Origin of the sequence: Mongoliibacter sp. (assembly GCF_007692705.1) — a bacterium.
Classification (GTDB): domain Bacteria; phylum Bacteroidota; class Bacteroidia; order Cytophagales; family Cyclobacteriaceae; genus Mongoliibacter.
The window spans coordinates 1-25,356 of the sequence record NZ_REBN01000160.1 but is presented as its reverse complement, the minus strand read 5'-3'; the positions used below and the strand labels follow the sequence as shown (position 1 = coordinate 25,356).

Genomic DNA, 25,356 nt, shown 5'->3' with positions numbered 1-25,356 from the left:
GCAGCCCTGTCGAATTCCTTTGCGGGAAATCGAGGCAAACTCCCATGGCCGGTAGAGAGTGGATTTGTCTCAAGACCGTTTGGAACCCACCCCCACCCCACTGTCAAAGGTGTAACTGAAGACAATGATGGGCTGGACATTCAGACTACTCCAAATGCAAATGTCAGAGCTGTATTTGATGGAGAAGTAACCAAAATATTTACTGTTCCAGGATATGGTGGCACCATTGTGGTAAAGCACGGGGAATATTACACGATGTACAGCAAATTAAAAGTAATCTCGGTCAAGTCTGGAGACAAAGTGAAAGCAAAACAGGTGCTGGGTCAGGTATATACCAATAAAGACGGAGTAGCTGAAGTACACTTTGAAACTTGGAAAGGATTACAACCCATGGACCCATCCATTTGGCTTGCAGGGCGATGAAACAAATAATTCGTATATTTATAAAAAAAGCGACATATGGTATCAGCTTTCCTTTGTCTAAGAGAAGTGCTGTTATATCTTTGTAGTAATTTAAAATTTAAACAATACAACCATGACAACATTGGGTTTCTTACAAAATATGGGCGGTGGCTCTATCATCCTAATCATTCTGGTGATTTTGCTGCTCTTTGGTGCAAAAAGAATCCCTGAATTAGCAAGAGGACTTGGTAGAGGAATCAGAGAATTCAAAGATGCAACCAAAGAAATTCAGGATGACCTAGAAGAAGGTCTGAAAGAAAAAAAGAAAAAAGACTGATAAGATTCAAAGATAAAAGACTTGGAAAAATTCCTTTCATTTGATGACATACAAAAGTCGCTGGAAAATAGGGAAACCGATTGTAAAGCGATTGTAGATTATTACCTCAAAAATATCCAAACGAAGGCGCATCTCAACGCCTTCGTTGAAGTTTATACGGATTCCGCTTTGGAACAAGCATCTCTAGTGGATGAGAAAATTTCTTCTGGAAAAGCCGGTAAACTTGCTGGAATGGTAATCGGAATCAAGGATGTCTTGGTATACAAAGACCATGAATCCAATGCTTCCAGCAAAATTCTAAAAGGATTTAAATCCCAGTTCACTTCCTCGGCAGTACAAAGACTCATAGAAGAGGACGCCATCATTATTGGCAGGCTTAACTGTGATGAATTTGGTATGGGTAGTTCCAATGAGAATTCTGTCCATGGGAAAGTATTAAACGCAGCCGACGAAAGCCGTGTACCAGGAGGATCTTCAGGAGGTTCCGCCGTAGCTGTACAGGCAAACTTGTGTACGATTGCTTTGGGAACAGATACTGGAGGATCCGTAAGGCAACCTGCTGCATTTACAGGTTTAGTTGGAATCAAGCCTACTTATTCCAGGGTTTCCAGATGGGGACTGATTGCTTACGCATCTTCTTTTGATACCATTGGCATTTTTTCAAGAAATGTTCAGGACAATGCCCTTGTCATGGAAATAATGGCGGGTCCTGATAATTTTGATTCAACAGTTTCCAGAAAGCCTGTACCACATTATTCAGAATTACTGCACTTCAATAAAAGAGCCAAAGTAGCTTATTTGACAGAAACACTGGAGTCACCAGCACTCCAGGCAGAAATCAAGGAAAATACCCTTGCTGTTCTTGAAAAGTTGAAAGAGGAAGGGCATCAGGTAGAAGAAGTGCATTTCCCGCTTTTGAAATATATACTCCCTACCTACTATATTTTGACCACAGCAGAAGCCAGCTCCAATCTTTCGAGATTTGATGGTGTCAAATATGGATACAGAACTCCAAATGCACATAACCTTGAAAGTATGTATAAAAAAACAAGGTCAGAAGGTTTTGGAGAGGAAGTCAAAAGAAGAATCATGTTAGGCACCTTTGTACTGAGCGCCAGTTATTATGACGCTTATTTCACTAAGGCCCAAAAAGTAAGGAGATTAATTAAAGAGTTTACTGAAGATTTACTCACAAAATATGACTATATTATTATGCCGACAACGCCAACTACAGCGTTTAAGTTTGGAGAGCATAGTAATGATCCTGTCGCGATGTATTTGGAAGACTTGTTTACCGTACAAGCCTCAGTTTCTGGTGTACCTGCGATTTCCATACCCAATGGTAAGGATAAAAAGGGTCTTCCCATCGGTCTTCAAGTAATGGCCAATTCCTTCAAGGAGGCAGAACTCTATGCTTTTGCTAAATACCTTACGGAAATAAACAGTAACGATTAAAGAAACCCAGACCATGAAAAAAATCATTTGCTTCTTTAGTGCTATTATAGCTGCTGCATCAGTAAGTCATTTTTCTTATGGTCAGGAATTATTTCAGTTTAGCAATACAAGCGTCGAAGAAGAAACTATTTCTCCCGTTTACCAGTTCGAACACATTCCAGATTTCACATATGCAGAAGTTGAACAGCGTATCAAGGAAATGGAGACCAGCATGCCTTTCGAACTCAATGAAAGGATTTTTGCATTCATCAATTATTTTGCTGTAAGAAATAGAGATTATACCAAAATGGTGCTTCAGAGGAAAGATATTTATTTTCCGATGTTTGAAGAATCTCTTGAAGCACATGATATGCCAGATGATGTTAAGTTTTTGGCGATAATAGAATCTGGCCTTAACCCAAAAGCAAAATCCCGTGTAGGCGCGATGGGCTTATGGCAGTTTATGCCGGCAACGGGCCGTATGTATAACATGCATACCAATATGGATATAGACGACCGTATGGATCCTGAAATGTCTACAGAAGCGGCTTCGAAATACCTGAAGTCACTATACCGCATGTTCAATGATTGGGAGGTAGCTTTGGCTGCATACAACTGTGGACCGGGTAATGTCCGCAAAGCAATCAGAAGATCAGGTGGAAAAACCAAATTTTGGGAGATTTATAACTACCTTCCGAAGGAAACAAGAAGCTATATCCCCCAATTTCAGGCTATGATGTACCTCATCAGACATGCTGAAGAACATAATTTCATACTTGAAGAACCCACCTATCCCATCGCTTACGAGAAGATCAATTTTAATCAGGAATTGGATCTTGAAGAGTTGGCAAATCTCACAGGTATTTGCATAGAGGATTTGGAGCATCTTAACCCTTCTATACAGCATCGCCTAATCCCTTTATCCCATAAGCATATGGCAGTGAGGATTCCAAAAAGCAAAGTGGAATATATTGCTGAAAACAAAGAACATTTCTCTTCTGCAGTTAAACTCACCTCAGAAAGAGCGCTAGACCTGAGATTGGCCAGTAATCAGCCGGATGTAAAAGCAGTAGCACAAGCCAAAGCTGAGGTAAGTACGGGTGAAAGAACCAGGATTGCATACAAGGTAAAGTCGGGTGATGTTCTTGGCAAAATTGCCCAAAACCATGGCACTACTGTCACCAACCTCAAGGCTTGGAATAACCTTTCTTCCAACAACATCAGGGTAGGTCAGACTTTGTATATTTATACAAAAAACGGATCTTTTGACAACTCAATTGCTCAAAACAATACTTCCTCAGGAAACCAAAAAGTATATACTGTACAGCCAGGCGATAGTCTTTGGCTGATATCAAAAAAATTGAATGGTGTGACAGTTGACCAAATTAAAAGGCTCAACAACCTAAATTCTAATCAAATCAAACCAGGACAAAAATTAATCATAGGTTAACTATTTTATTAGTAAAACTTTTTAATCCTTCTTGGAATTGATAACTTGTAAAGGTCAAAACATCAAACGTATGATTTTCAAAAGAATAACAACTGTAATGCTCATCTGCATTGCGTCGATAGCATTTTGGAGCTGTGAGGAAACAGAAGAGTCCAAAAATTCTACAAAGCCAAAAGCAAGAGGAGCCATTGGTGAAATCATTTTGGCTATAGATTCCACAAAATGGGATGGCCCCGTTGGGAAAGAACTGAAAGCTATTTTCCAGGAAGATGTTCATGGGCTGATCAGAGATGAAAGCATGTTTGACATAAGGAAAGTCGACCCAAGGGGAATGAACCGCATGCTCAAAATGGCCACAAACATCGTTTATGTGACCACTTTCGATGATAAAAAAGCTGCAAGTCAAAGAATAAATGCACTTTTCAGTAAGGAGGCCAAAGAACAAGCCTCGGAAGACCCCAGCAGATACATATTAAGAAGTGAGGACGAATTTGCTATAGGTCAAGAGGTTATTTATTTATTTGGAAATAATGAGGCTGAACTTATTGAAAATCTAAGAGCGAATAAAAACAAACTACAGAACCTGTTTCAGGTAAAAGAAAGAAACAGACTTGAAAAGGCAATTCTCAACAGAAAAAGTTCCGCTGCTAAGGTGGCGGGTAGAGAGCTTGGCCTTGAAATCAATGTGCCGGCATCTTACCAAATCGCCAAGACTGCTGATAATTTTCTTTGGCTTAGACAACCCACCCCACGTGCGGATAGGGCAGACATCAGTTTATTTTTTTATGAAACAGATTACATTTCTGAAGAACAATTATTTCCTGAAGCCCTTTTAGAACTTCGTGAGAAAATCACCAAAATGCATATATACGGGGATCCCAAAAATAGAAATTCATATTTAGTAACGGAACGGGTTGATCCTATTCCAATATTTAATAATTTCAGTATTAACAATAATTTTACAATTGAAATCCGCGGAGGATGGAAAACCAATAACCTAAGTATGGGAGGTTCATTCATGGCGTATGTCGTAGTGGATGATAAAAACGGTAAACTCTACTACATGGAGGGATTCCTTTATTATCCTAATGAAGCACATAGAGAAGCTATCCGCGAGATTGAAACCCTTTTGCTGGCTACTGAATTATCACCCAATGAGGATCAGTCCAGCTGATTTTATAAACAAAAATAACCTTTATGGCAATTAAAATCAGAAGAGAAGATGCCCTGAGTTACCACACACAAGGGAAACCAGGTAAGATCGAAGTCGTACCTACCAAACCTTTATCCAGTCAACTGGACTTAGCACTTGCTTATTCCCCAGGAGTAGCTGAGCCATGCAAAGAGATTGAAAAAGATAAGGAAAATGTTTACAAATATACTGCTAAAGGTAATTTAGTAGCCGTCATTTCCAATGGAACAGCAGTGCTTGGTCTCGGCGATATTGGCCCGGAAGCTTCCAAGCCGGTCATGGAGGGCAAAGGGGTACTTTTCAAAAAGTTTGCGGGCATTGATGTTTTTGATATTGAAATAGATGAAAAAGATCCGCAAAAACTCATTCAGATCATCAAGTCTTTAGAACCTACTTTTGGAGGCATCAACCTCGAAGATATCAAAGCACCAGAATGCTTTGAAATCGAAACAACACTGAAAAAGGAAATGAAAATTCCTGTGATGCATGACGACCAACATGGTACTGCCATCATATCCGGGGCAGCTTTACTGAATGCCTTGGAAGTAGTTGACAAAAAAATTGAAGAAATTAATCTTGTCGTCAATGGTGCCGGAGCTTCGGCAGTCTCCTGTACGAGATTCTATATGAGCCTTGGGGTCAAAAGAGAGAATATCGTGATGTGCGATAAAGAAGGAGTCATCAGAAATGACAGACAAAATCTTGACGACATTAAAAAAGAATTTTCGACCCATAGAGACCTGCACACTTTGACTGAAGCCCTTACAGGTGCCGATGTTTTCTTAGGACTTTCAGCAGGCAATATCGTAACTCCTGATCAAATACTAAAAATGGCTAAAGATCCTATTGTATTTGCTTTGGCCAATCCGGATCCTGAAATTGCCTATGAGCTTGCGATGGAAACAAGGAGTGATTTGATTATGGCAACAGGTAGATCTGACTTCCCTAATCAAGTGAATAACGTATTGGGCTTCCCTTATATCTTTCGGGGCGCTCTTGATGTACGTGCAACAGCCATCAATGAGGAGATGAAACTGGCAGCAGCCAAAGCAATAGCAGCGCTTGCCAAAGAACCGATCCCAGAGATTGTCAATAAGGCATATGATGATGCAAAAATGAGTTTTGGGAAATTCTACTTGATCCCAAAACCTCTAGATCCAAGACTTATAACAACTATAGCACCTGCAGTAGCAAAAGCCGCTATGGAGTCAGGAGTAGCCAAAACGATCATTACAGATTGGGAAGCTTACGAGCTTGAGCTTCAGGAAAGAATCGGAATTGATCAGAGGCTCATGCTAAGGGTAGTAACCAGGGCTAAGAAAAATCCGAAGCGTGTTGTATTTGCCGAGGCTGACAATGTCAAAATTTTAAAAGCTGTTCAGATACTAAGGGATGAAAAAGTTGCCATTCCTATATTGCTTGGTAGAAAAGAAAAGATCGATCAGATCATTGAAGAGAATAACCTTGACCTGACTGGAGTACAAATAGTTGATCCTTATACAGATGATGAAAGGCTTACCAAATACGGTAATATTCTTTTTGAAAAAAGGAAAAGGAAGGGCCTCACGCCAAAAGAATGTTTCCGACTGATGAGAGATCGAAATTATTTCGGTTCTATGATGGTCGAATTGGGAGAAGCTGATGCTTTGATTTCCGGTTTGACTAAAGATTATCCTAAAACGATACTTCCTGCGCTTCATGTCATTGGTGTAAAAGAAGGTACAGATCGCGTGGCTGGAATGTACATTATGAATACAGAAAGAGGTCCGTTCTTTTTCTCTGACACTACAGTCAATGTGAATCCTACGGCCGAACAATTGGTGGAAATTATTGGATTAACAGCCAATGGGGTAAAATTCTTCGATATAGACCCTAAGGTAGCTGTATTATCCTACTCTAATTTCGGATCAGCCAAAGGTGAAGTGGCCAGCAAAACAGCCAAAGCAACTGCTCTTGCCAGAGCAAAATATCCTGACATGGTAATAGAAGGAGAAATGCAGGCCAATGTTGCCTTGAATGAAGAAATTCAAAATGAAAATTATCCTTTCAGTGCTTTGATAGGTAATAGAGCCAATACCCTGATTTTTCCAGACTTAAGTTCAGGTAATATTGCTTATAAGCTTTTGTCAGAGTTAGGACACGCAGAAGCAATAGGCCCAGTTCTTTTGGGAATGAACAAGCCTGTGCATATATTACAGCTCGGTAGCTCCATACGTGAAATTATCAATATGGTAGCCATTGCTGTAGTTGACGCACAAACCAAAGGGATAAAATGATCGCTTATTTAAAAGGCAAACTTGTACACAAAGATCCTACATATGTTATTGTTGATATTTCAGGTGTAGGATATCATGTAAAGATTTCTTTACAGACATATTCAAAAATAAAGGATGAGGAGCATATTATGCTCCTCACCTATTTGCATATCAAAGAAGATGCACACACACTTTATGGCTTTAAGGAAGAGGTAGAAAAAAAACTTTTTTTAAATCTAACTTCTATCTCCGGAGTAGGCCCAAGTACGGGATTGATGATCCTCTCGTCACTTGATGCCGAAGAACTTGAAAATGCCATTGCCACAGAAGATTACAAAACCATCCAGAATGTAAAAGGAGTAGGTGCGAAAACAGCACAGAGGATTGTGCTGGAGTTAAAAGACAAAATCAGAAAAGAGAGTCAATTGGATCCTAATCATATCTCCACCGGCTTTATTAAAACAAACAATAAAATAAGAGAGGAGGCGTTACAGGCCTTGATTACCTTGGGTTTTCCAAAATCATCTGCAGAAAAAAATATCGCTGCAGTCTTGAAAAAAACAGGTATGGATATTTCATTAGAAGAATTAATTAAAGCATCTTTAAAAGCACCTTAACAACCTTTAAATTTCTGGTCTTTTGTCTCGGCAGGATTTTTTTTCCAAATGCTCCCGTATTTATGTTGCAACAGTAATTTTTCTGTTGACATGTATTGCCTTGTCAGTTAATTCTGTCAACGCTCAGGAAGTAGAATCCGACACCACAACAGTCTTCCCAGACTCCGTAGTGGTAGCGCCACAAGACACACTCAATGTTAATGTAATTGATTCTTTAAGTAGAAGGCGGATGCTGCCTTCTTTTTTGTTGTGGCAAAACCTCAATACCAATCCACTTTATCCAGAGCAAAATCCTTACAGGCCAAGGTACTCACCATTTTTCCCTTCTTCTCCTTCACAGGAAAGGGTTCAGGTAGAAGTTGACTCTACATTAAAGTACAGGATTCAAAACGAATTAGACAGCGGCGATGTAGACTCAGGAGTCGTATATGACTTTGATGAATTTTCCAAAATTCAGGAATATAAAGTCCGTCAGGAATATTGGAGAAGTAGGTCAAGAGGTATGGATGGAGACAGCCCTGTAACCGGTAGAGATTTGGTATTGCCTATGACAAGTACGCCACAATTCGACAGGATTTTCGGTGGAGATGAAATCAATATAGTTCCTACCGGATTTGTCAACTTGGATTTGGGTGCCGTATTCAGGAGAATAGACAACCCAGCCATTCCCATAAGACAGCAACAAAACGGCAACTTCAATTTCAACCAGCAAATACAAATGGCGGTAAATGGGAATCTGGGTGAAAAAGTAAATCTTGGCGCCAACTTTGACTCTAATAATTCCTTCGACTTCCAAAACCAACTCAAGCTTGAATACACAGGATTCCGTGAAGACATCATCAAATCCATTGAGATTGGTAATGTAAGTATGCCTGTGCAAAACAGTTTGATCCAGGGTGCACAAAACCTTTTTGGAGTCAAAACACAATTGCAGTTCGGTAATCTTTTTGTAACAGCTGTCGCTTCTACACAAAGGGGACGAAGAGACGAATTGGTTATAGAAGGAGGCAGTCAGGGAAGACAATTTGAAATCCAAGGGTCAAATTATGATGAAAACAGACACTTTTTCCTTGGACATTTTTTCAGGGACAATTATGAAAGATGGCTAAGAGGATTACCTCAAATCTTATCCGGAGTCAATATAACCAGGGTCGAAGTATATATCATGAACAGGGCCAATAATACTGAAACCTTACGGAACTTCGCTGCCTTTATGGATTTGGGTGAAGGCAATAGGATATTTAGACCTGATAATCCTAATATAGGAACAGGAACCCCAGGAGCACCTACTGCCAATGGCTCTAACGATCTCTTTCAAAATCTCGCTTCCAATAATGCTTTCCGTCCCTTTGATACAGGATCTTCAGCCATAGAAGCCAACCTTCAACTGACTAGAGGAGTTGATTTTGAACAAGTAAGTGGTGCCAGAAAGTTGGCAGAAACTGAATTTATTTTCCATAAAGAGCTGGGTTACATATCTCTCACCAGGAGATTACAGAATGATGAAGTATTGGCAGTTGCTTACGAGTACACTTTCAATGGCCAGGTTTTTAAAGTAGGTGAACTTTCTGAGGATTATCAAAACCGTCCTGAAAATGAGTTGATCTTTATGAAAATGCTCCGGCCTGCCAGGATCAACATCAATATACCTACATGGGACTTGATGATGAAAAACGTCTATAATCTCAATGCCAATCAGATCAGTCCCGACGGTTTCCAGCTTCAGGTGATTTATAGAGACGATAGAACTGGCTTAGACAACCCTACTTTACTTGAAGGTGAAAATGTAGCCAATAGGCCTTTGATCAGGTTGATGGGTTTAGACAACCTGAATCCACAAAATGATCCCTCTCCAGACGGAAATTTTGACTTTGTTCCGGGAATTACCATCTTCCCTGATAGAGGTCTGCTTGTATTCCCTGTCTTGGAACCTTTTGGAAGGACATTAAGAAACCTCTTCCAGCCCAATGAGAGAAACCTCGCAGAGCGGTATGTTTTTGACACCTTATACCGCACTACCAAAGCTGACGCAGAACTGGTTACCCGATTCGATAAATATTTCATAAAAGGCCGACTTACAGCTGGCTCTGCTTCTGAAATTCTGCTTCCAGGGTTGAACATATCTCCCGGCTCTGTCATAGTCATGGCTGGAAATATTCCTTTGACAGAAGGTGTAGACTTTACGGTCGATTATAATATAGGAAGGCTAAACATCATTAATGAAAGTATATTACAGTCAGGAAAAAGGATATCAATAAGCTTCGAAAAGGCAGATTTGGTTTCCTTCCAAACCCGTAGTTTATTGGGTACAAGGCTGGATTATATGGTAAATGACAAACTGAACATTGGTGGTACATTTCTTTACCTCAATGAAAGGCCAAATATCACCAGAATTGCCACCGGGTCTGAGACACTTAGGAACAGCATGTGGGGTTTGGATGCCAATTACAATGATGAGTCCCGTTGGCTAACGAAGCTTGCTGATGCACTTCCATTCACCAATACAAAAGAGAAATCAATCATACAGTTTAGTGGTGAGTTTGCACAACTTTTACCTGGAACTTCAAACCGGGTAAATGGAGAGCAGGCATCCTACATTGATGACTTCGAAACAGCCATTACACCATATGGTCTTGGAAATGCAGCCGCCCAAACCTGGAGCTTGGCAGCCACACCAAGAACCAGCAATGACGATTTTGACTTGAGTAGTATTACAGAGGATAGATTAGGCAATGCGTACAGAAGAGCAAAAGTATCATGGTATAATATTGACAATGTTTTTTACAGAGAAAGCGGCCCTGGAGTACCTTCCAATATCAGTCGTGAAGACCGTCAAAACCACTATGTCAGAAGGGTAATACCTCAGGAAATTTTTCAATTCAGGGATAGAGATGTGATAATTGTCCCCGAACCTCTTTTTGAATTGGCCTACTTCCCAAGTGAAAGAGGTATGTACAATTATAATCCAAGCCTTACACCAGAAGGGTTTTTACCAAACCCAAGGCTTAATTATGGAGGTGTCACCCGTGCTATTACGACTGAGGTAGATTTTGACAGAACCAATATTGAATACATAGAATTCTGGTTGCTAGATCCATTTATTGAAGGTCAAAACGGCAGGGTTTTAGATGGTGTTTTCAATGAAAACAACACCACCGGTGGTAAACTACGGTTTAACCTGGGTGAGATTTCTGAAGATGTCATCAAAGATGGAAGACATGGATTTGAAAACGGCTTACCGGCAGATGGGGATCCCACAGGGACTGCCACTACAGAATGGGGTAGAATTACAAGGCAGCAATTTTTAATTCCGGCATTTGACAATTCACCTGAAGCGCGAGAAAATCAGGATATTGGTTTGGATGGATTAAATAGTGAGGAGGAAGTTGAATTTTTCAGAGACAGATTCATCAACCGGCTAAGTGTCTCCCCAAATGCGTTACAGGAAATCATTGAAGATCCTTCCAATGATGATTTCAAATATTATTTGGATGAGGAGTATGACCGTAACAATGTAAAGATTCTGGAAAGACATAAGAAATTTAATGGGATGGAAGGAAACACTCCAATCACATCTAATGTAAACCTGCCTTTTACCCCATCAGGATCAAACTTACCCGACAATGAAGACTTGAATAATGATAATACCATCAACGAACTTGAGGCCTATTACGAATATGAAATAGACCTTAGGCCCGGTGAGTTGGAGGTAGGGAGAAATTACATCATAGATAAAGTGACTTCTACCCAAAGTGGCGATCAAGTGGATTGGTATCTGTTCAGAATCCCAATCCGTACTCCTGACAGGGTACAAGGTGACATTTCCGGGTTCAAGTCTATCCGTTTTATGAGAACATATATGACGGAATTTGAACAGCCAGTGGTGTTGAGGATGGCCAACTTCAGGCTAATTGCAAGTCAGTGGAGGGTTTTCCAGGAATCGCTTTTTGAAAGAGGTTTTTTTGAGATTCCAGAACCAGACAATTCAAACTTGACTGTTGGAGTGGTCAATATTGAAGAGAACAGCCAGGGCTCTCCTACCCAAAGCCCTTACGTCCTGCCTCCCGGAATCACAAGGGATAGGGATAACCTTGCAGCAGTTGAAAGACAACTCAACGAGCAATCTTTGAGACTATGTGTAGAAGACCTTCAAGCCAGAGATGCACGAGCTGTATTTAAGAATGCAAGTTCCTTGGACTTGGTACAGTTTGAGCGTGTAAAAATGTTCTTCCATGCTGATTCCGAGGATGCTGAAGATGGGGAAATGACAGCATTCTTAAGAATGGGTACTGATTACACCGACAACTATTATGAGATAGAAGTACCTTTACTTATTACCCCTAGAGGGACAAGAGATCCTCGGCAAATATGGCCTTTGGAAAATGAAATAGATATTGCCATTGACGAAATAGTAGGTGTCAAAATAGCCAGGGACAACAGTAGGGTTCCACTTAATCTAGCTTTTACCCAGGAAGTGAGACAATACAAAGTAACAGTAGTCGGCCGGCCCGAACTGAGTTTGATTCAGGGAATGATGATTGGTATCAGAAACCCTGGAGAAACAGGAGGTGCTTCCAAATCAGTTTGTATATGGGCAAATGAACTAAGGGTTACAGGGTTTAAAGAATCTTCGGGATGGGCTGCCAATGCCATCCTAAATGCTCAAATAGCCGATGTAGCTACTGTATCAACTTCTATAAGACACAGTTCAGTGGGATTTGGAGGATTGGAAACCAGGCTGTCTCAAAGGTCCCTCTTTGCTTCCACACAATATGATATTTCTGCAAATGTCAATGTGGAAAAACTTCTTCCAGAAGCCATGAACCTGACTATTCCGATGTATGCCAGTATGGAAAATACAACTGTCAGGCCTGAATATGATCCATTAAACCCCGATGTCCTCTTATCACAGGCTTTGGATAAATTCACCACAGATGCAGACCGGGATTTTTACAGAAGCCAAGTTTTGGACTTGGCAAGGCGTAGAAATATAGGTTTTTCAAATGTCCGGAAAAACCGAAATCCCGAAAAGGAATCTGTAAAACCTTGGGATCTCAGTAATTTTTCCGTTTCCTACGCCTATGGCTCGGTAAGACAAAGCAATATTGATACTGAAACTTACTTGTTTGAATCATACGTGGGAAATCTTGCCTATGTATTTCAACCCAAACCGGCCATATTGGAGCCATTTAAAAATGCAGATTGGCTAGGTAATTTCAAGCTAATAAAAGATACCAACTTCAACTTCTCCCCTACCTCAGTATCTGCGAGGGTAGATGTGGACAGAAGATACATGCAAACACAATACAGAAATGAATTTTTAACCACTGATGGTGTCGAACCCTTCTTTCAAAAAAGCTTTTTTCTAAACAGAACTTATAATGTCAACTGGGATCTCACAAAAAATCTCAGGGTAGATTATAGCGGAAGGGTTTTGGCTGTTATAGATGAGCCGGAGGGTTCAAGGGATTCTCAGGAAGCCAGAGATTCAGTAATGGTGAATCTTAGGAATCTTGGAAGAACTACGAATTATAATCACCAAGTAATGCTCAACTACAAGCTACCTTTTGATAAAATCGGAGCCTTGGACTGGATAGGAATGGACTATCGGTATGGCGCTAATTACACCTGGATGACAGGTGCCATTGGTCAGCGGGATACTTTAGGAAATGTTATTCAAAACACCCGTGATCAAGCTTTAAATGGCAGGATAGACTTGGTAAAGCTTTACAACAAAAATGCTAAAATCAGAGCACTCAACGCCCCGAAGAGACCCAGTATTCCTGGAAGACCGTCTGTAAATGCAGAGGATACTATAGGTACGCCATTTACCAATAGACTTTTGAAATTTGTCACCATGTTTAAGGATATCACCTTTAGGGCTTCTAAAGTAGAGGGGACTTTTTTACCTGGATATATGGAAAATACTGGCTTAATGGGACTAGACAGGAGCTTCATGAATCCTGGTTTAGGTTTCATTCTCGGAGGACAGAACCCCAATGTGCGATTTGGGTTTGCCGAACAGGGACTCATGGCACCCAGTACCGAACTGACACAAGCTTTCCGGCAAAATCAAGCCATCAACATTCAGGTAAATGCCCTAGCGGAGCCTTTTAGGGACTTCAGGATCACCTTTGAAGCAAGAAAAAGAGAAAGTGGTGAATACAGTGAAATCTTCCGTAATTCAGAAAGTAATCCTGGAGAGTTCACCTCTTTGAGCCCAAACCGAATGGGGGGATATAGTATAACCTACTCCATGCTCAGGACAACTTTCGCCAGAGATGACCAAAGTAATAATTCTCCCATATTCAGTCAATTTGAACAAAACAGATCTATCATCCAAAGCCGCCTCAATGCTGCAAATCCTGGTGGTGAATATACACTTAATGGGCAGGATGTGTTGACTTTAGCATTTATATCTGCCTATTCAGGAAGAGACCCTGGAGAAATAGAATTAAACCCCTTTCCTAGAATCCCAATCCCCAATTGGCGTTTGGATTACAAAGGTCTTTCTCAAGTTCCAGCATTAAGAGAATATTTTGCGAGCATCAACCTTACTCACGGCTATGCTTCAACCTATGAGGTAAGTAATTTTTCCAATTCTTTACTATATCAGACAGGTTTGGAGCTATTTAATAGTGTCAGAGACATCCCCGGTGCTACACTTACCAATGAATTTGGTGAATACATACCGATCTTTGTATTGAATCAAGTGATTTTGACCGAAAGATTTTCACCACTTATAGGTATCAATTTATTGACAAAAGATCGCTTAAATATAAATTTAGAGTATAATACAGAGAGGAATATCGGACTTAATTTTTCCAACGCCCAGGTAACTGAACAAAACAGCCGGGATTTTGGGTTTGACCTAGGATATACTAAAGCTGGAGTCAAAATTCCATTCAAAATTCAGGGAAGACAGGAAGTTCTCAAAAATGACCTTCAATTACGATTAAATACGCGAGTAGTAGACACAAGGCAAATTCAGCGAAAATTAGAAGAACCTGCCACTGTAACCAATGGAAATCTTAATTTACAGATTCGGCCAACAATTGGATATGTGATTAACCAGAGTCTAAATATTCAATTTTATTTTGATAGGACAGTCAATGATCCACGTGTCACTACCGCCTTCCGTAGGAGCTCTACAGCCTTTGGTGGACAACTACGATTTAATTTATCACAATAGGTTTTTTGATTTGATGAATCCTTGTATTTTTACCGACCTTAATAAAAACTCAATTTATGAATTTGCCTAAAGAACTAAAGTACACCAAAGACCACGAATGGGTCAAAATTGAAGATGGTGTAGCTACTATCGGAATCACCGAATTTGCACAAAGAGAACTGGGTGACATCGTCTATGTGGAAGTAGAGACAGTCGGTGAGTCCATTGCTTCAGGTGAAGTGTTTGGAACAGTAGAAGCAGTAAAAACTGTCTCAGATTTATTCATGCCTCTAGAAGGTGAGATTCTGGAATTCAACGAAGAGCTTGAATCATCTCCTGAATTGGTCAATGAGTCTCCGTATGAAGATGGTTGGATGATAAAAGTAAAAATTAGCGGAGAACTTCCGGAAGATCTTTTGACTTCTGAAGAATATGCTGAATTGATCGGAGCCTAATTGAGTTTAAATAATCACAGATTATTACCGGCCATCATTTGGTTAGTCATTGTCTTGATTGCACTATTGACACCCGGAAATAATTTACCGAAAACACCCACCTTCCCGCATGCAGATAAATTGGTTCATTTTGGCATATTTGCTGTTTTGACCTTTTTATGGTGCAGGGTGGGCACCTTAAATGCTGAAAATCAGCTCGATTGGAAAAAATTATTGACTAATTTATTAGTATTTACAATAATTTTCCCTATATTAGTAGAGTATTTACAAAAATACATACCCAAAAGATCCTTTGAGTATGAAGATATCGTAGCTAACCTTGTGGGAGGGCTAGCAGGTTTTGTAGTCTTTTTCCTTTTATATAAGGCTAAAAGTAGACTTGTATAAGTAAAAATAATTGGCTACAATTGTTATCTAATAGATTTGAAATTAATTAACCTTTATAAAGTACAACCATGGAAGCTAAAAAAACGCCAAAGGCGGATTTGACCAAAAAGTCAGGATTGTTCCTGAACTTAGGTCTTTTCGTTAGCGTCGGATTGGTTCTGTTTGCTTTCGAATACAAATCCTTCGATGATTTGGGCTTGAAAGATTTAGGACAGGTATCCGATGATTTTGAAGAACTACTCGATATTCCAATCACAGAACAGCCGCCACCGCCACCGCCGCCAATTGAGCAGCCGGTAATTCAGGAAATTCCTGATGAAGTGGAAATTGAAGAAAAAATTGAAGTAAACTTCGATTTGGATGTTCAGGAAGATCAAGTCATCAAAGAAGTCGTTATTGCTGATGCCCCTGTAGTGGAGAAAGCAGATGAAATTTTTGATGTTGTGGAAAACTCTCCTGAATTCCCTGGAGGTATGGAAGCTTGGAATGATTATTTAAGAAAAAATCTTAAATACCCAACTCAAGCAAGAAGAATGGGGATTGAAGGTACAGTTTATGTTGTATTCGTAGTAAACACCGATGGATCAATTCAGGATGTTGATATCTTGAGAGGAATTGGCGGTGGATGTGATGAAGAAGCACTTCGAGTGGTTTCTAATGCTCCTAAGTGGACACCTGGTAAGCAAAGAGGACGTCCGGTAAGAGTTAGGATGAGACTTCCGATCAGATTCAAACTTGGATAATCCATATCCATAAAAATATAAGGAGGGGCTTAACGCCCCTTTTTTTATGTGTAATTGATAAAAAAACTGCAGAAGTGTTTTCTGCAGTTTTTCTAATTTCGGAGTGTACTGTATGATTATATAACTCCCAATTCTTTCCCTACTGCAATAAATGCAGCTATTGTAGTATCGAGTTGAGACTTTTCGTGTCCCGCAGAAATCTGAACCCTGATCCTTGCCTGGCCTTTCGGAACAACCGGATAATAAAATCCAATGACATAAACTCCTTTCTCAAGAAGCTTTTCAGCCATTTTTTGTGAAAGCACTGCGTCATAAAGCATGATAGGAACTATGGCATGTTCACCAGGTTTGATATCAAAACCAGCCTCGGTCATTTTTGACCTAAAATACTTTGTATTCTCTTCCAATCTATCCCTCAATTCAGTTGTCTCTGTCAACAAATCAAATACCGCAATTGATGCCCCTGTGATGGATGGAGCCAAAGTATTGGAAAATAAGTAAGGTCTAGAACGCTGTCTTAATAACTCAATGATTTCTTTTCTGCCTGAAGTAAAACCTCCTGAGGCTCCCCCTAAGGCCTTGCCTAAGGTTCCTGTAATGATATCAATTTTTCCCATTACGCCACAGTGTTCATGAACACCTCTTCCTGTTTTACCCATAAAGCCAGTAGAATGACATTCATCCGACATGACAACGGCTTTGTATTTTTCTGCAAGGGCTACAATTTTATCTAACTGGGCAATGGTACCGTCCATAGAAAATACACCGTCTGTTACAATGACTTTTTGTTTGGCTCCTTTAGCATCTGCTTCTTGTAGCTGCGCTTCCAGGTCGGACATATCGTTATGCTTATAACGGAATCTCATGGCCTTACACAATCGAACTCCGTCAATAATCGACGCATGGTTGAGTGCATCTGAGATGATAGCGTCTTCAGGCCCGAATATGGGTTCAAAAACACCTCCATTCGCATCAAATGCTGCTGCATAAAGTATGGTATCTTCTGTGCCTAAAAATTCTGATATCTTTTTCTCCAGTTCCTTATGGATATCCTGTGTTCCGCAAATAAACCTAACTGAAGACAGTCCAAAACCGTGGGTATCTATCGCCTTTTTGGCGGCCTCCACCACTTTGGGATGCGAGGAAAGCCCCAGATAGTTGTTTGCACAGAAGTTAAGTACTTTCTTACCTCCGGTAATCGTAATCTCTGACGATTGAGGTGAAGTTATAACTCGCTCTTTTTTGAAAAGTCCAGCTTCCTCAATGTCCTTCAATTCTTGTTCTAATTTGGGTTTTAACGTTTCGTACATATTTTATTGACTTGATTATATTTAAAAACACTCGTGGAAATTAAATGTTATACATTCACTGAAATCACTATTTTTGCCACTCAAACCCAAATATAATCAAAAAAGCTCAGGGGTCAGGTCTGGCCTTGAGGTAGAAACAACCCATATGGATAGAATACTTATAATCGGCTCTGCTGGACAATTAGGTTCTGAATTATCCCACGCACTGACTGACATATATGGAGGCGATAATGTAATTGCCACCGATATCAGTCCTGATAATCTCCAGAAATTAGATTTTTGTAAGACAGAAGTTCTCAACGTACTGGATAAGGACGCAGTAAGGGCCTTGGTGAAAAGAGAGAATATCAAGCAGATTTATCATTTAGCAGCCGTACTTTCAGCAACAGGTGAGAAAAACCCCCTATTTGCATGGCACCTAAATATGGAGAGTCTCTTATTTATCCTAGAATTGGCAAAAGAAGAGAAATTAGATAAAGTCTACTGGCCCTCATCCATTGCCGTGTTTGGACCGAATACACCAAAAGTCAACACACCCCAATACTGCGTAAAAGAACCTAATACGGTGTATGGGATTTCTAAGCAAGCAGGAGAAAGATGGTGTGAATATTATTTTCAAAAATTCAATGTGGATGTAAGGAGCCTTAGGTATCCAGGACTGATTGGTTACAAATCTCTTCCTGGAGGAGGCACTACAGATTATGCAGTAGATATTTACCATAAGGCCATCGCAGGAGAACATTTTGTTTCTTTTTTAAGAGAAGATTCCTACTTACCGATGATGTATATGCCTGATGCCATCAAAGCAACATTGGATCTCATGCATGCCCCAAGGGAAAAAGTCAAGATCAGGTCTAGTTATAATCTTGCTGCAATAAGCTTTTCGCCAAAAGAAATCTTTGAAAGTATCAAATCTCACTATCCTGACTTTAGTATCAGTTTTGAGCCGGATTTCAGACAGGCAATTGCAGATTCATGGCCTGACAGTATAGACGACAGTAGGGCAAGAGAAGACTGGGGCTGGAGTCATGACTTTGATCTAAAAAAAATGACAGCAGATATTTTGCAACATCTTCCTAGCTATTCCTTTTAAAAAAAGCCCTGAAGCAATTATATACTTCAGGGCTTTTTCGATTTATAATTTAGCTTCAATCTGTTCAGGTTCAAAACCTAGCACCAATTCTTCATCAGGAAATTCAATGATCGGCCTTTTTATCATACTGCTTTTTTGACTCAGTATATTCAAGGCTTCCTTCTCATCTTTCAGCTTTTCTTTTTCCTCTTCAGATAGCTTTCTGTAGGTCATTCCCTTTTTGTTGATGAGCTTTTCGAAACCAACCTTATCCGCAAACATCACCAATAAATTTGCATCAGGTGCTTCTTTTTTATAGTCAGTAAAGGTATATTCTACTCCTTTTTCATTTAAGAAGTCAAATGTTTTTTTCATGGTATTACAATTTTTGATACCATATACTTTCAATTCCATATTACTTCAGTTTGATTAATGAATTTCTTTTAATGCTTCCATATTGGCTTCCAAAATATTTTGGATTAGATCCTCTTTCAGTGCTGTTGATAGAAAAAGGCTCTCAAATTGCGAAGGAGCCAAATAAATCCCTCTTTTGAGCATTGCCTGGAAATACTTCCCAAACAAAGCAGTGTCAGCATACTTAGCCGATGCAAAGTCAAAAACTTCCTTCTCGGTAAAGAAAAGGCTATACATACTCCCTAGGTGATTGACAGTATAGTTCAACCCCAAATCAGCTAAGCCTGACCTGATTCCAGAAGCTATTTTCTCACCTATATCATTCAGCTGGACATAAACCTCAGGATGCTCATTGAGATAATTCAACATGGTTAGACCAGCTGCCATCGCAATCGGGTTACCAGAAAGGGTTCCGGCTTGATAGACAGGTCCGGCAGGAGAAACAAACTCCATAATCTCTTTCTTGCCACCGTAAGCACCAACAGGCATGCCGCCACCTATGATTTTCCCGAGGGTAGTCATATCAGGCGTTACACCAAAAAGCTCCTGAGCTCCGCCCTTAGCGAGCCTAAACCCTGTCATTACCTCGTCAAAAATCAAAACAATTCCCTCGCGATTACAAATTTCTCTCAGGCCTTGCAGGTAACCCTCTTTGGGAAGTGTCAATCCCATATTACCAGGTACAGGCTCAAGTATAAGCGCGGCTATCTCATTTTTATTGGCAGCTACCAATTGCTCAATTGCTTCTAAGTTATTATAAGGAGCCAAAAGCGTATCCTTCGCTGTTCCCTTTGTAACGCCAGGCGAATCCGGGTTTCCCATCGTAATCGCTCCAGAACCTGCAGAGATCAAAAAGGAATCACCATGACCATGATAATGTCCTTCCATTTTGATGAATTTATCTCTGCCTGTGTATCCCCTTGCCACCCTAATGGCTGACATGGTCGCCTCAGTTCCAGAATTGACCATCCTCACTTTTTCAACTGAAGGCACCATTGACACGATAAGCTCTGCAATTTCTACCTCACGGGCCGTTGGTGCACCAAATGAGGTTCCGTTTTCCATTGCTTTTATTACTGCTTCCCTGATCATCGGATGGTTGTGCCCGAGGATCATTGGACCCCAGCTATTGATCATCTCAATGTATGCATTCCCGTCTTCATCATAAATAAAGGCCCCGTCTGCCCTTTTTATGAATATAGGATCTCCTCCTACTGCTCTAAATGCACGAACGGGAGAATTTACTCCTCCCGGTATATAATTTTTTGCTTTTTCAAACAATGACTTACTTTGGGTAATCTGCATGAATAATATATTATTTGATTTCTAATTTTCCATTTTCCAATTTCAATAGAGGAACAAACTTGTTGCTCAGACTGTTTTTGAAATCAAGTCCGTAACTTATTTTTCCTTCCCAAAAACCCTTTTTATTTAAATTAGTCCTAAAATCAAACCCCTGATCACTATTTATCACCGAGCCAATCCATTGGGCAAGTTCATACCCCAGATGGGCATTGAATGTGGGGTGGGTTATGTATTGGTTAAAATATTTTTCCCTGAAAGATTTGATGTTCTCTTCACCAAGTCTAAGTGAGTTATTCCCTATAAAATAAAAATTCTCGCTTTCCAACATTTCAAAATTGGCAAAATTGAAATAGAGCCAGGTATCCATGACCAATATCGGAACACTTATATTTTGAGATTCCAGAAAACCCAAGGTAGAAGAACCTATACTAGGATCGTCTGCAAGTAAGATAACCAAATCAGCTGCTGAACTTGCATCACTACTGAGGCGAAGATCTCTCAAAAAATCTATAATTGATTTTCCTGATACATTTTCTGACCTAATAACATCAAAATTGAACTTTGTGGCTGTTTCCTTTATTTGTCTAGCCAATTGTTCATCCCTTAAGGCTGAAGAGTAAGCTAAAGCTATTCTCTTACCATTGATGTTTTTTCTTGCAAAATCCACCACACCGTCTGATATAGAACTTACAGAAGGTCTAAAAAGATAGGCAAATTCCAATCCCCGAATTTTATCGTCCACATTGGATAGCGGGTTGATAAAAGGGATTTTTCTGCTTTCGGCATAACTCATCACAACCTCCACTTCCTCTGGGTAAATAGGCCCAATGATGACATCTGCTTGCCTTAAAAAAGGATCTGCCAATATACTTTTTATTTTTCCTTCATCCCTGCCTGTATCAAATGACTTCATATTTACTTTGACTCCAGATTTTTTCAATTGCTCGACTCCCATCAAGATTCCCTGATAAAGTTCAAACACAAAGTTTCCAGAATTCAGATTCCTGACTCCTGAACCTCCCGAGTAATTGAATGGAAGAAGCAATGCAATCTCCAACACATCCCCATTCTTATCTTCAGTAGTCCCAGCGAAAACATTATCTGACTTTCTTATTTCAGCATACATCTCTCTTTCAGCAGAAGAAAGAATAGTTTTTCTATCTAACTGGGATTTAAGAGCCAACCTGTAGCCGGCGTTTTCGGTATAATTCCTTGCATTTCCGAGTAAGAAGTCGAGTGGAGCTTCTTTTAAGAATTGGAATGTCGCGTTTTCTGCTTCCCTTTTCAGAGATTTATCCGAAATGGAATTGATGACTTCAAGCGCTTCTTTATTTTTCCCTTCCTGAAAATAAGAGAGTGATAAAAGATACTTTGCATCTTCTGACTTTTGCCAGCTTCTTTGATCTGCTATTCTTTGAAGTGTAGTTCTTGCCAACTCATATTGCTTGCTTTGATAGGCAGCATGGGCAAAATGATAATTGGCATAATTAGAAAGCTGACCGTACTGATCTCTATCCATATAAGGCTTAAGAAGCTCCATGGCTTCACCATAATTACCATATCCAATCAATGTTTTGGCTCTATTGTAATCACTTAACCTATCTTGAGCTAAACTGTCTACAAAAAATGAAGCAACAAAAAGAAATAGAAAGAAGACTCGTCTCATAAATGACATTTTCAAATTAATAGGCAAATTCTGTACCTTTTTCAAGGTCACGAATTTAACCCATTTTCGACCAAAAGAAAAGAAAAATGCCACCCTTCAGCGGATGGCATCATTTCATTTGATCGATTTCAACGAATAATTTATTCCCACTCTATTGTAGCAGGTGGTTTGGAAGAAATATCATATACCACTCTATTCACCCCTTTTACCCTATTGATAATTTCATTTGACATTTTACCTAGGAACTCATATGGAAGATGGATCCAGTCGGCTGTCATACCGTCAACCGAGCCTACAGCCCTCAATGCTACTACCCTCTCATAAGTTCTTTCGTCTCCCATTACTCCTACGGATTGAATAGGTAATAAAATGGCGCCAGCCTGCCATACTTGGTCGTATAGATTGTGGTTTTTGAGCCCTTGAATAAAAATATGATCCACTTCTTGAAGGGTTTTGACTTTCTCTTCAGTGATATCCCCAAGAATCCTAATGGCCAATCCTGGACCAGGAAACGGATGTCTGCCAATAATGGTTTCCGGTATCTCCAAAGCTCTCCCTACTTCTCTGACTTCATCCTTGAAAAGCGTATTCAATGGTTCAACCACTGAAAGTTTCATGAAATCAGGAAGTCCACCGACATTATGATGTGACTTTATGGTAGCCGAAGGTCCTTTTACCGAAATAGACTCTATGACATCGGGATATATTGTCCCTTGCCCAAGCCACTTTACGCCATCGATCTTGTGCGCCTCATCATCAAAAACTTCGATAAAAGCTTTGCCTATTGCTTTTCGTTTAGCCTCTGGATCTGATATCCCTGCCAAAGCATCATAAAACCTTTGCTTGGAGTCTACCCCGATGACATTTAGACCAAGGGTCTTATAGGATTCCAACACCTCCTCATATTCGTTTTTTCTCAAGAGTCCATTGTCTACAAATACACAGGTGAGGTTCTCACCTATTGCCCTATGTATCAGTGTTGCTGCCACTGAAGAATCAACGCCACCGGAAAGTCCCATGACCACCTTGTCAGCACCAATCCTCTCTTTCAGTTCAGCCACTGTGATGTCAATAAACATATCGGAAGTCCAATCCTGAGCGCATCCGCAAATATTGACCACAAAATTTCTCAAAAGGTTTTTACCTTCGGCCGAATGTGTTACTTCAGGATGAAATTGTATCCCGTATGTTTCTTCATTTTGAACTTTGAATGCTGCTACTTTAACCGAAGCTGTACTGGCTATCACATCAAATCCATCAGGAAGCGTTTTTATGGTATCTCCATGTGACATCCACACTTGAGACCCATGTGTCATTTCTTTTAATAAATCATAATGTAAGTCTATATGATCTAGGTTAGCTCTCCCATACTCCCTGATTTCAGAAGGAAGAACCTCGCCTCCATATTTTTGAGCTAAAAGTTGAGACCCATAGCAAACTCCCAAAATGGGTAATTTTCCCCTCAATGCATCTAGGTCGATGTCCGGAGAACCTTCGTCTCTCACTGAGCAGGGACTGCCTGAAAGGATTACCCCTTTGTGATCTGAGGTAATTTCAGGAATATTATTGTAAGGGTGGATTTCGCAATAAACATTAAGTTCCCTAACTCTTCGAGCGATGAGTTGTGTATACTGAGAACCAAAATCTAAGATGAGTATCTGTTCTGCCATGCGCAAAGGTACACAGGCAAGTGAAAATGAGAAAAGGAAATCAGTAAATTTTCAGAAGATTATTTTGCCTTGATGGAAAATGCTCTTTTTGGGTTATCTACCAAAATCTGATTTAGCTCATCTTCTGTAAATCCTTTTTCCTTCATTTTGGGTATTAACTCATCAAATAAAGCGTTAAAACCCTTAAAATCACCCCCATCAGGTTCTCCTGGGCTATACCAGCCTGCATCATGCGAAAGTAAGACTTGATTTAAAAGACCATTTTCTTTTGAAAAAAGAACCCTTTCCAAATGTCCATCCACATCCCAAACGATCCCATCCAAACTGATCCAAACTCCGATCTCTGCAGCTTTTTTGTAATTTTCAAAGTCTTTTTCAGCCTGCGCATGTACCCAAACGAAATTTGACGGATCTACTCCTTCTGCCATCAAAATATCAATTTCGGCTTTTGCAGTGGACCATGGCCCGGTATGAGAAACAATCAGCAACCCTGTCTCTTGATGTGTTAAAGCTGCAGCCTTCACGAGTTTTTTATCCATATCAGAAAGTTCAGCACCTTCATTGACTGAAATTTTGATAAACCCTGGGATCACACCCGTATCTTCAATACCCTCTTCAAATTCCCTGATCCATCTTGCAGCCAATTCACTTGCAGTTTCAGTATATGCATGTTCTGGAAGGTATTTTCCTCCTACCGCTCCATAATAGCCTGTGTTGGTTAGGAATCGAATACCCGTCAGATCACTTAGTTTCTGCAATAACTCCGGATCTTTCCCTAAATAGCTGGGAGTGCATTCAATCAGGGTCTTTACTCCCTTGGATTTGATCTCTTCCAAAAATGGCAATACCCGTTGAACAACTGAATCTTTATCCCAACGATGATACCCCGTAGAATCAGCACCTATAAAATCCACCAAAATATGCTCATGAATCAAAGTCAGCCCCATATCTTCGGGATTGACCCTACCTGAAACGCTTTGGATATAGGATGATTCTGCACTTGGGTCGGCACAAGAAAAAAATAAGAAAGCAATTAAGAAGGGCAGTATGATCCTTTTCATATCAATTTTCTAGATGACAGAATTAAAAATAAAGATAAATTGAATAAGACCACCAATGATTTACTAACAAATGAATCCTAATATCCCAAAGCATGGAATAGAATGACGAAACCAGCCTTCAATTTGTAGGTATTTTTATTAAAAAAATCACGGTTTTTTTGACTCAAAATTTCAATGGTATTTTTAGAAAATGTAGATCCGAATTTGCACCACTAACCAATTAAACAAGGGGCTTAGATCAAACCGATATTATTAGAATACTTGTCCCGAGTTCGGGATTGGACATTTATTGATATTGGCTTGAAATCATATGTTAATTTCATTATAAAGATTTTACTGGCAATAAAGCTGATAATCATATTATAGAAATTATCAATCCATAGCTTCACTCCCATTTTCACCTTCAAAAAGTGTT

The 25,356-nt window shown here is 39.9% G+C and carries 18 protein-coding genes; 12 read left to right on the top strand and 6 right to left on the bottom strand.

The window, feature by feature from the left end:
* From EA341_RS10370 to EA341_RS10320, 11 genes are all read left to right on the top strand, one after another.
* Positions 1-423: murein hydrolase activator EnvC (locus EA341_RS10370; RefSeq protein ID WP_293013818.1), on the top strand; the 423-nt coding region annotated here is incomplete at its 5' end.
* Between the two features lie 112 nt (positions 424-535).
* The gene (gene tatA, locus EA341_RS10365; RefSeq protein ID WP_219293360.1) at positions 536-739 is read left to right on the top strand and encodes a twin-arginine translocase TatA/TatE family subunit; all 204 of its coding nucleotides are present in this window, start codon (positions 536-538) and stop codon (positions 737-739) included.
* Between the two features lie 21 nt (positions 740-760).
* Entirely contained in the window at positions 761-2,194 is a 1,434-nt protein-coding gene (gatA, locus tag EA341_RS10360) for an Asp-tRNA(Asn)/Glu-tRNA(Gln) amidotransferase subunit GatA (RefSeq protein ID WP_293013815.1), read from the top strand.
* A gap of 13 nt (positions 2,195-2,207) precedes the next feature.
* A complete protein-coding gene (locus EA341_RS10355) occupies positions 2,208-3,623 on the top strand; it encodes a LysM peptidoglycan-binding domain-containing protein (protein ID WP_293013812.1) in 1,416 nt (471 codons plus the stop codon).
* 70 nt (positions 3,624-3,693) lie between these two features.
* Positions 3,694-4,797: a DUF4837 family protein gene (locus EA341_RS10350; RefSeq protein ID WP_293013810.1), complete on the top strand. Its 1,104-nt coding sequence runs from the start codon at positions 3,694-3,696 to the stop codon at positions 4,795-4,797.
* Positions 4,798-4,820: 23 nt separating this feature from the next.
* Positions 4,821-7,091, top strand: a complete 2,271-nt coding sequence (locus EA341_RS10345) for an NADP-dependent malic enzyme (RefSeq protein WP_293013808.1) — start codon at positions 4,821-4,823, stop codon at positions 7,089-7,091.
* Complete coding sequence (ruvA, locus tag EA341_RS10340; protein WP_293013806.1) at positions 7,088-7,687, top strand: Holliday junction branch migration protein RuvA; 600 nt, start codon at positions 7,088-7,090, stop codon at positions 7,685-7,687. The genes EA341_RS10345 and ruvA overlap by 4 nt, the downstream gene beginning before the upstream one ends.
* A gap of 229 nt (positions 7,688-7,916) precedes the next feature.
* Positions 7,917-14,879 carry a cell surface protein SprA gene (sprA, locus tag EA341_RS10335; RefSeq protein WP_293013823.1) on the top strand — a complete coding sequence of 2,321 codons (6,963 nt, stop codon included), beginning with the start codon at positions 7,917-7,919 and terminating at the stop codon, positions 14,877-14,879.
* 56 nt (positions 14,880-14,935) lie between these two features.
* Positions 14,936-15,313 (top strand): glycine cleavage system protein GcvH, encoded by a 378-nt coding sequence (gene gcvH, locus EA341_RS10330; protein WP_293013803.1) that lies wholly within the window; start codon positions 14,936-14,938, stop codon positions 15,311-15,313.
* Positions 15,314-15,700, top strand: a complete 387-nt coding sequence (locus tag EA341_RS10325) for a VanZ family protein (RefSeq protein WP_367127274.1) — start codon at positions 15,314-15,316, stop codon at positions 15,698-15,700.
* 68 nt (positions 15,701-15,768) lie between these two features.
* Positions 15,769-16,443, top strand: coding sequence for an energy transducer TonB (locus EA341_RS10320; RefSeq protein WP_293013800.1), 675 nt, complete (start codon positions 15,769-15,771; stop codon positions 16,441-16,443).
* A 116-nt stretch (positions 16,444-16,559) separates the two neighbouring features.
* Here EA341_RS10320 and kbl read toward each other — a convergent pair whose 3' ends face one another.
* Positions 16,560-17,753, bottom strand: coding sequence for a glycine C-acetyltransferase (gene kbl / locus EA341_RS10315; protein WP_293013797.1), 1,194 nt, complete (start codon positions 17,751-17,753; stop codon positions 16,560-16,562).
* A 145-nt stretch (positions 17,754-17,898) separates the two neighbouring features.
* Here kbl and EA341_RS10310 point away from each other — a divergent pair, with 145 nt between their 5' ends.
* On the top strand, positions 17,899-18,846 hold the full coding sequence (locus EA341_RS10310) for an NAD-dependent epimerase/dehydratase family protein (RefSeq protein ID WP_293013794.1): 948 nt from the start codon (positions 17,899-17,901) through the stop codon (positions 18,844-18,846).
* A gap of 42 nt (positions 18,847-18,888) precedes the next feature.
* Here the strand turns inward: EA341_RS10310 and EA341_RS10305 are convergent, their stop codons facing one another.
* The 5 genes from EA341_RS10305 to EA341_RS10285 all read right to left on the bottom strand — a co-directional run bounded on the left by EA341_RS10305 (position 18,889) and on the right by EA341_RS10285 (position 24,941).
* Positions 18,889-19,239, bottom strand: coding sequence for a Spx/MgsR family RNA polymerase-binding regulatory protein (locus EA341_RS10305; protein ID WP_293013791.1), 351 nt, complete (start codon positions 19,237-19,239; stop codon positions 18,889-18,891).
* Between the two features lie 15 nt (positions 19,240-19,254).
* On the bottom strand, positions 19,255-20,544 hold the full coding sequence (gene hemL / locus EA341_RS10300) for a glutamate-1-semialdehyde 2,1-aminomutase (protein WP_293013789.1): 1,290 nt from the start codon (positions 20,542-20,544) through the stop codon (positions 19,255-19,257).
* 10 nt (positions 20,545-20,554) lie between these two features.
* The gene (locus EA341_RS10295) at positions 20,555-22,210 is read right to left on the bottom strand and encodes an ABC transporter substrate-binding protein (RefSeq protein WP_293013786.1); all 1,656 of its coding nucleotides are present in this window, start codon (positions 22,208-22,210) and stop codon (positions 20,555-20,557) included.
* 140 nt (positions 22,211-22,350) lie between these two features.
* Positions 22,351-23,880: a glutamine-hydrolyzing GMP synthase gene (gene guaA / locus EA341_RS10290; protein WP_293013784.1), complete on the bottom strand. Its 1,530-nt coding sequence runs from the start codon at positions 23,878-23,880 to the stop codon at positions 22,351-22,353.
* Between the two features lie 59 nt (positions 23,881-23,939).
* Positions 23,940-24,941 (bottom strand): phosphotriesterase, encoded by a 1,002-nt coding sequence (locus EA341_RS10285; protein ID WP_293013782.1) that lies wholly within the window; start codon positions 24,939-24,941, stop codon positions 23,940-23,942.
* Between the last annotated feature and the right edge of the window lie 415 nt (positions 24,942-25,356).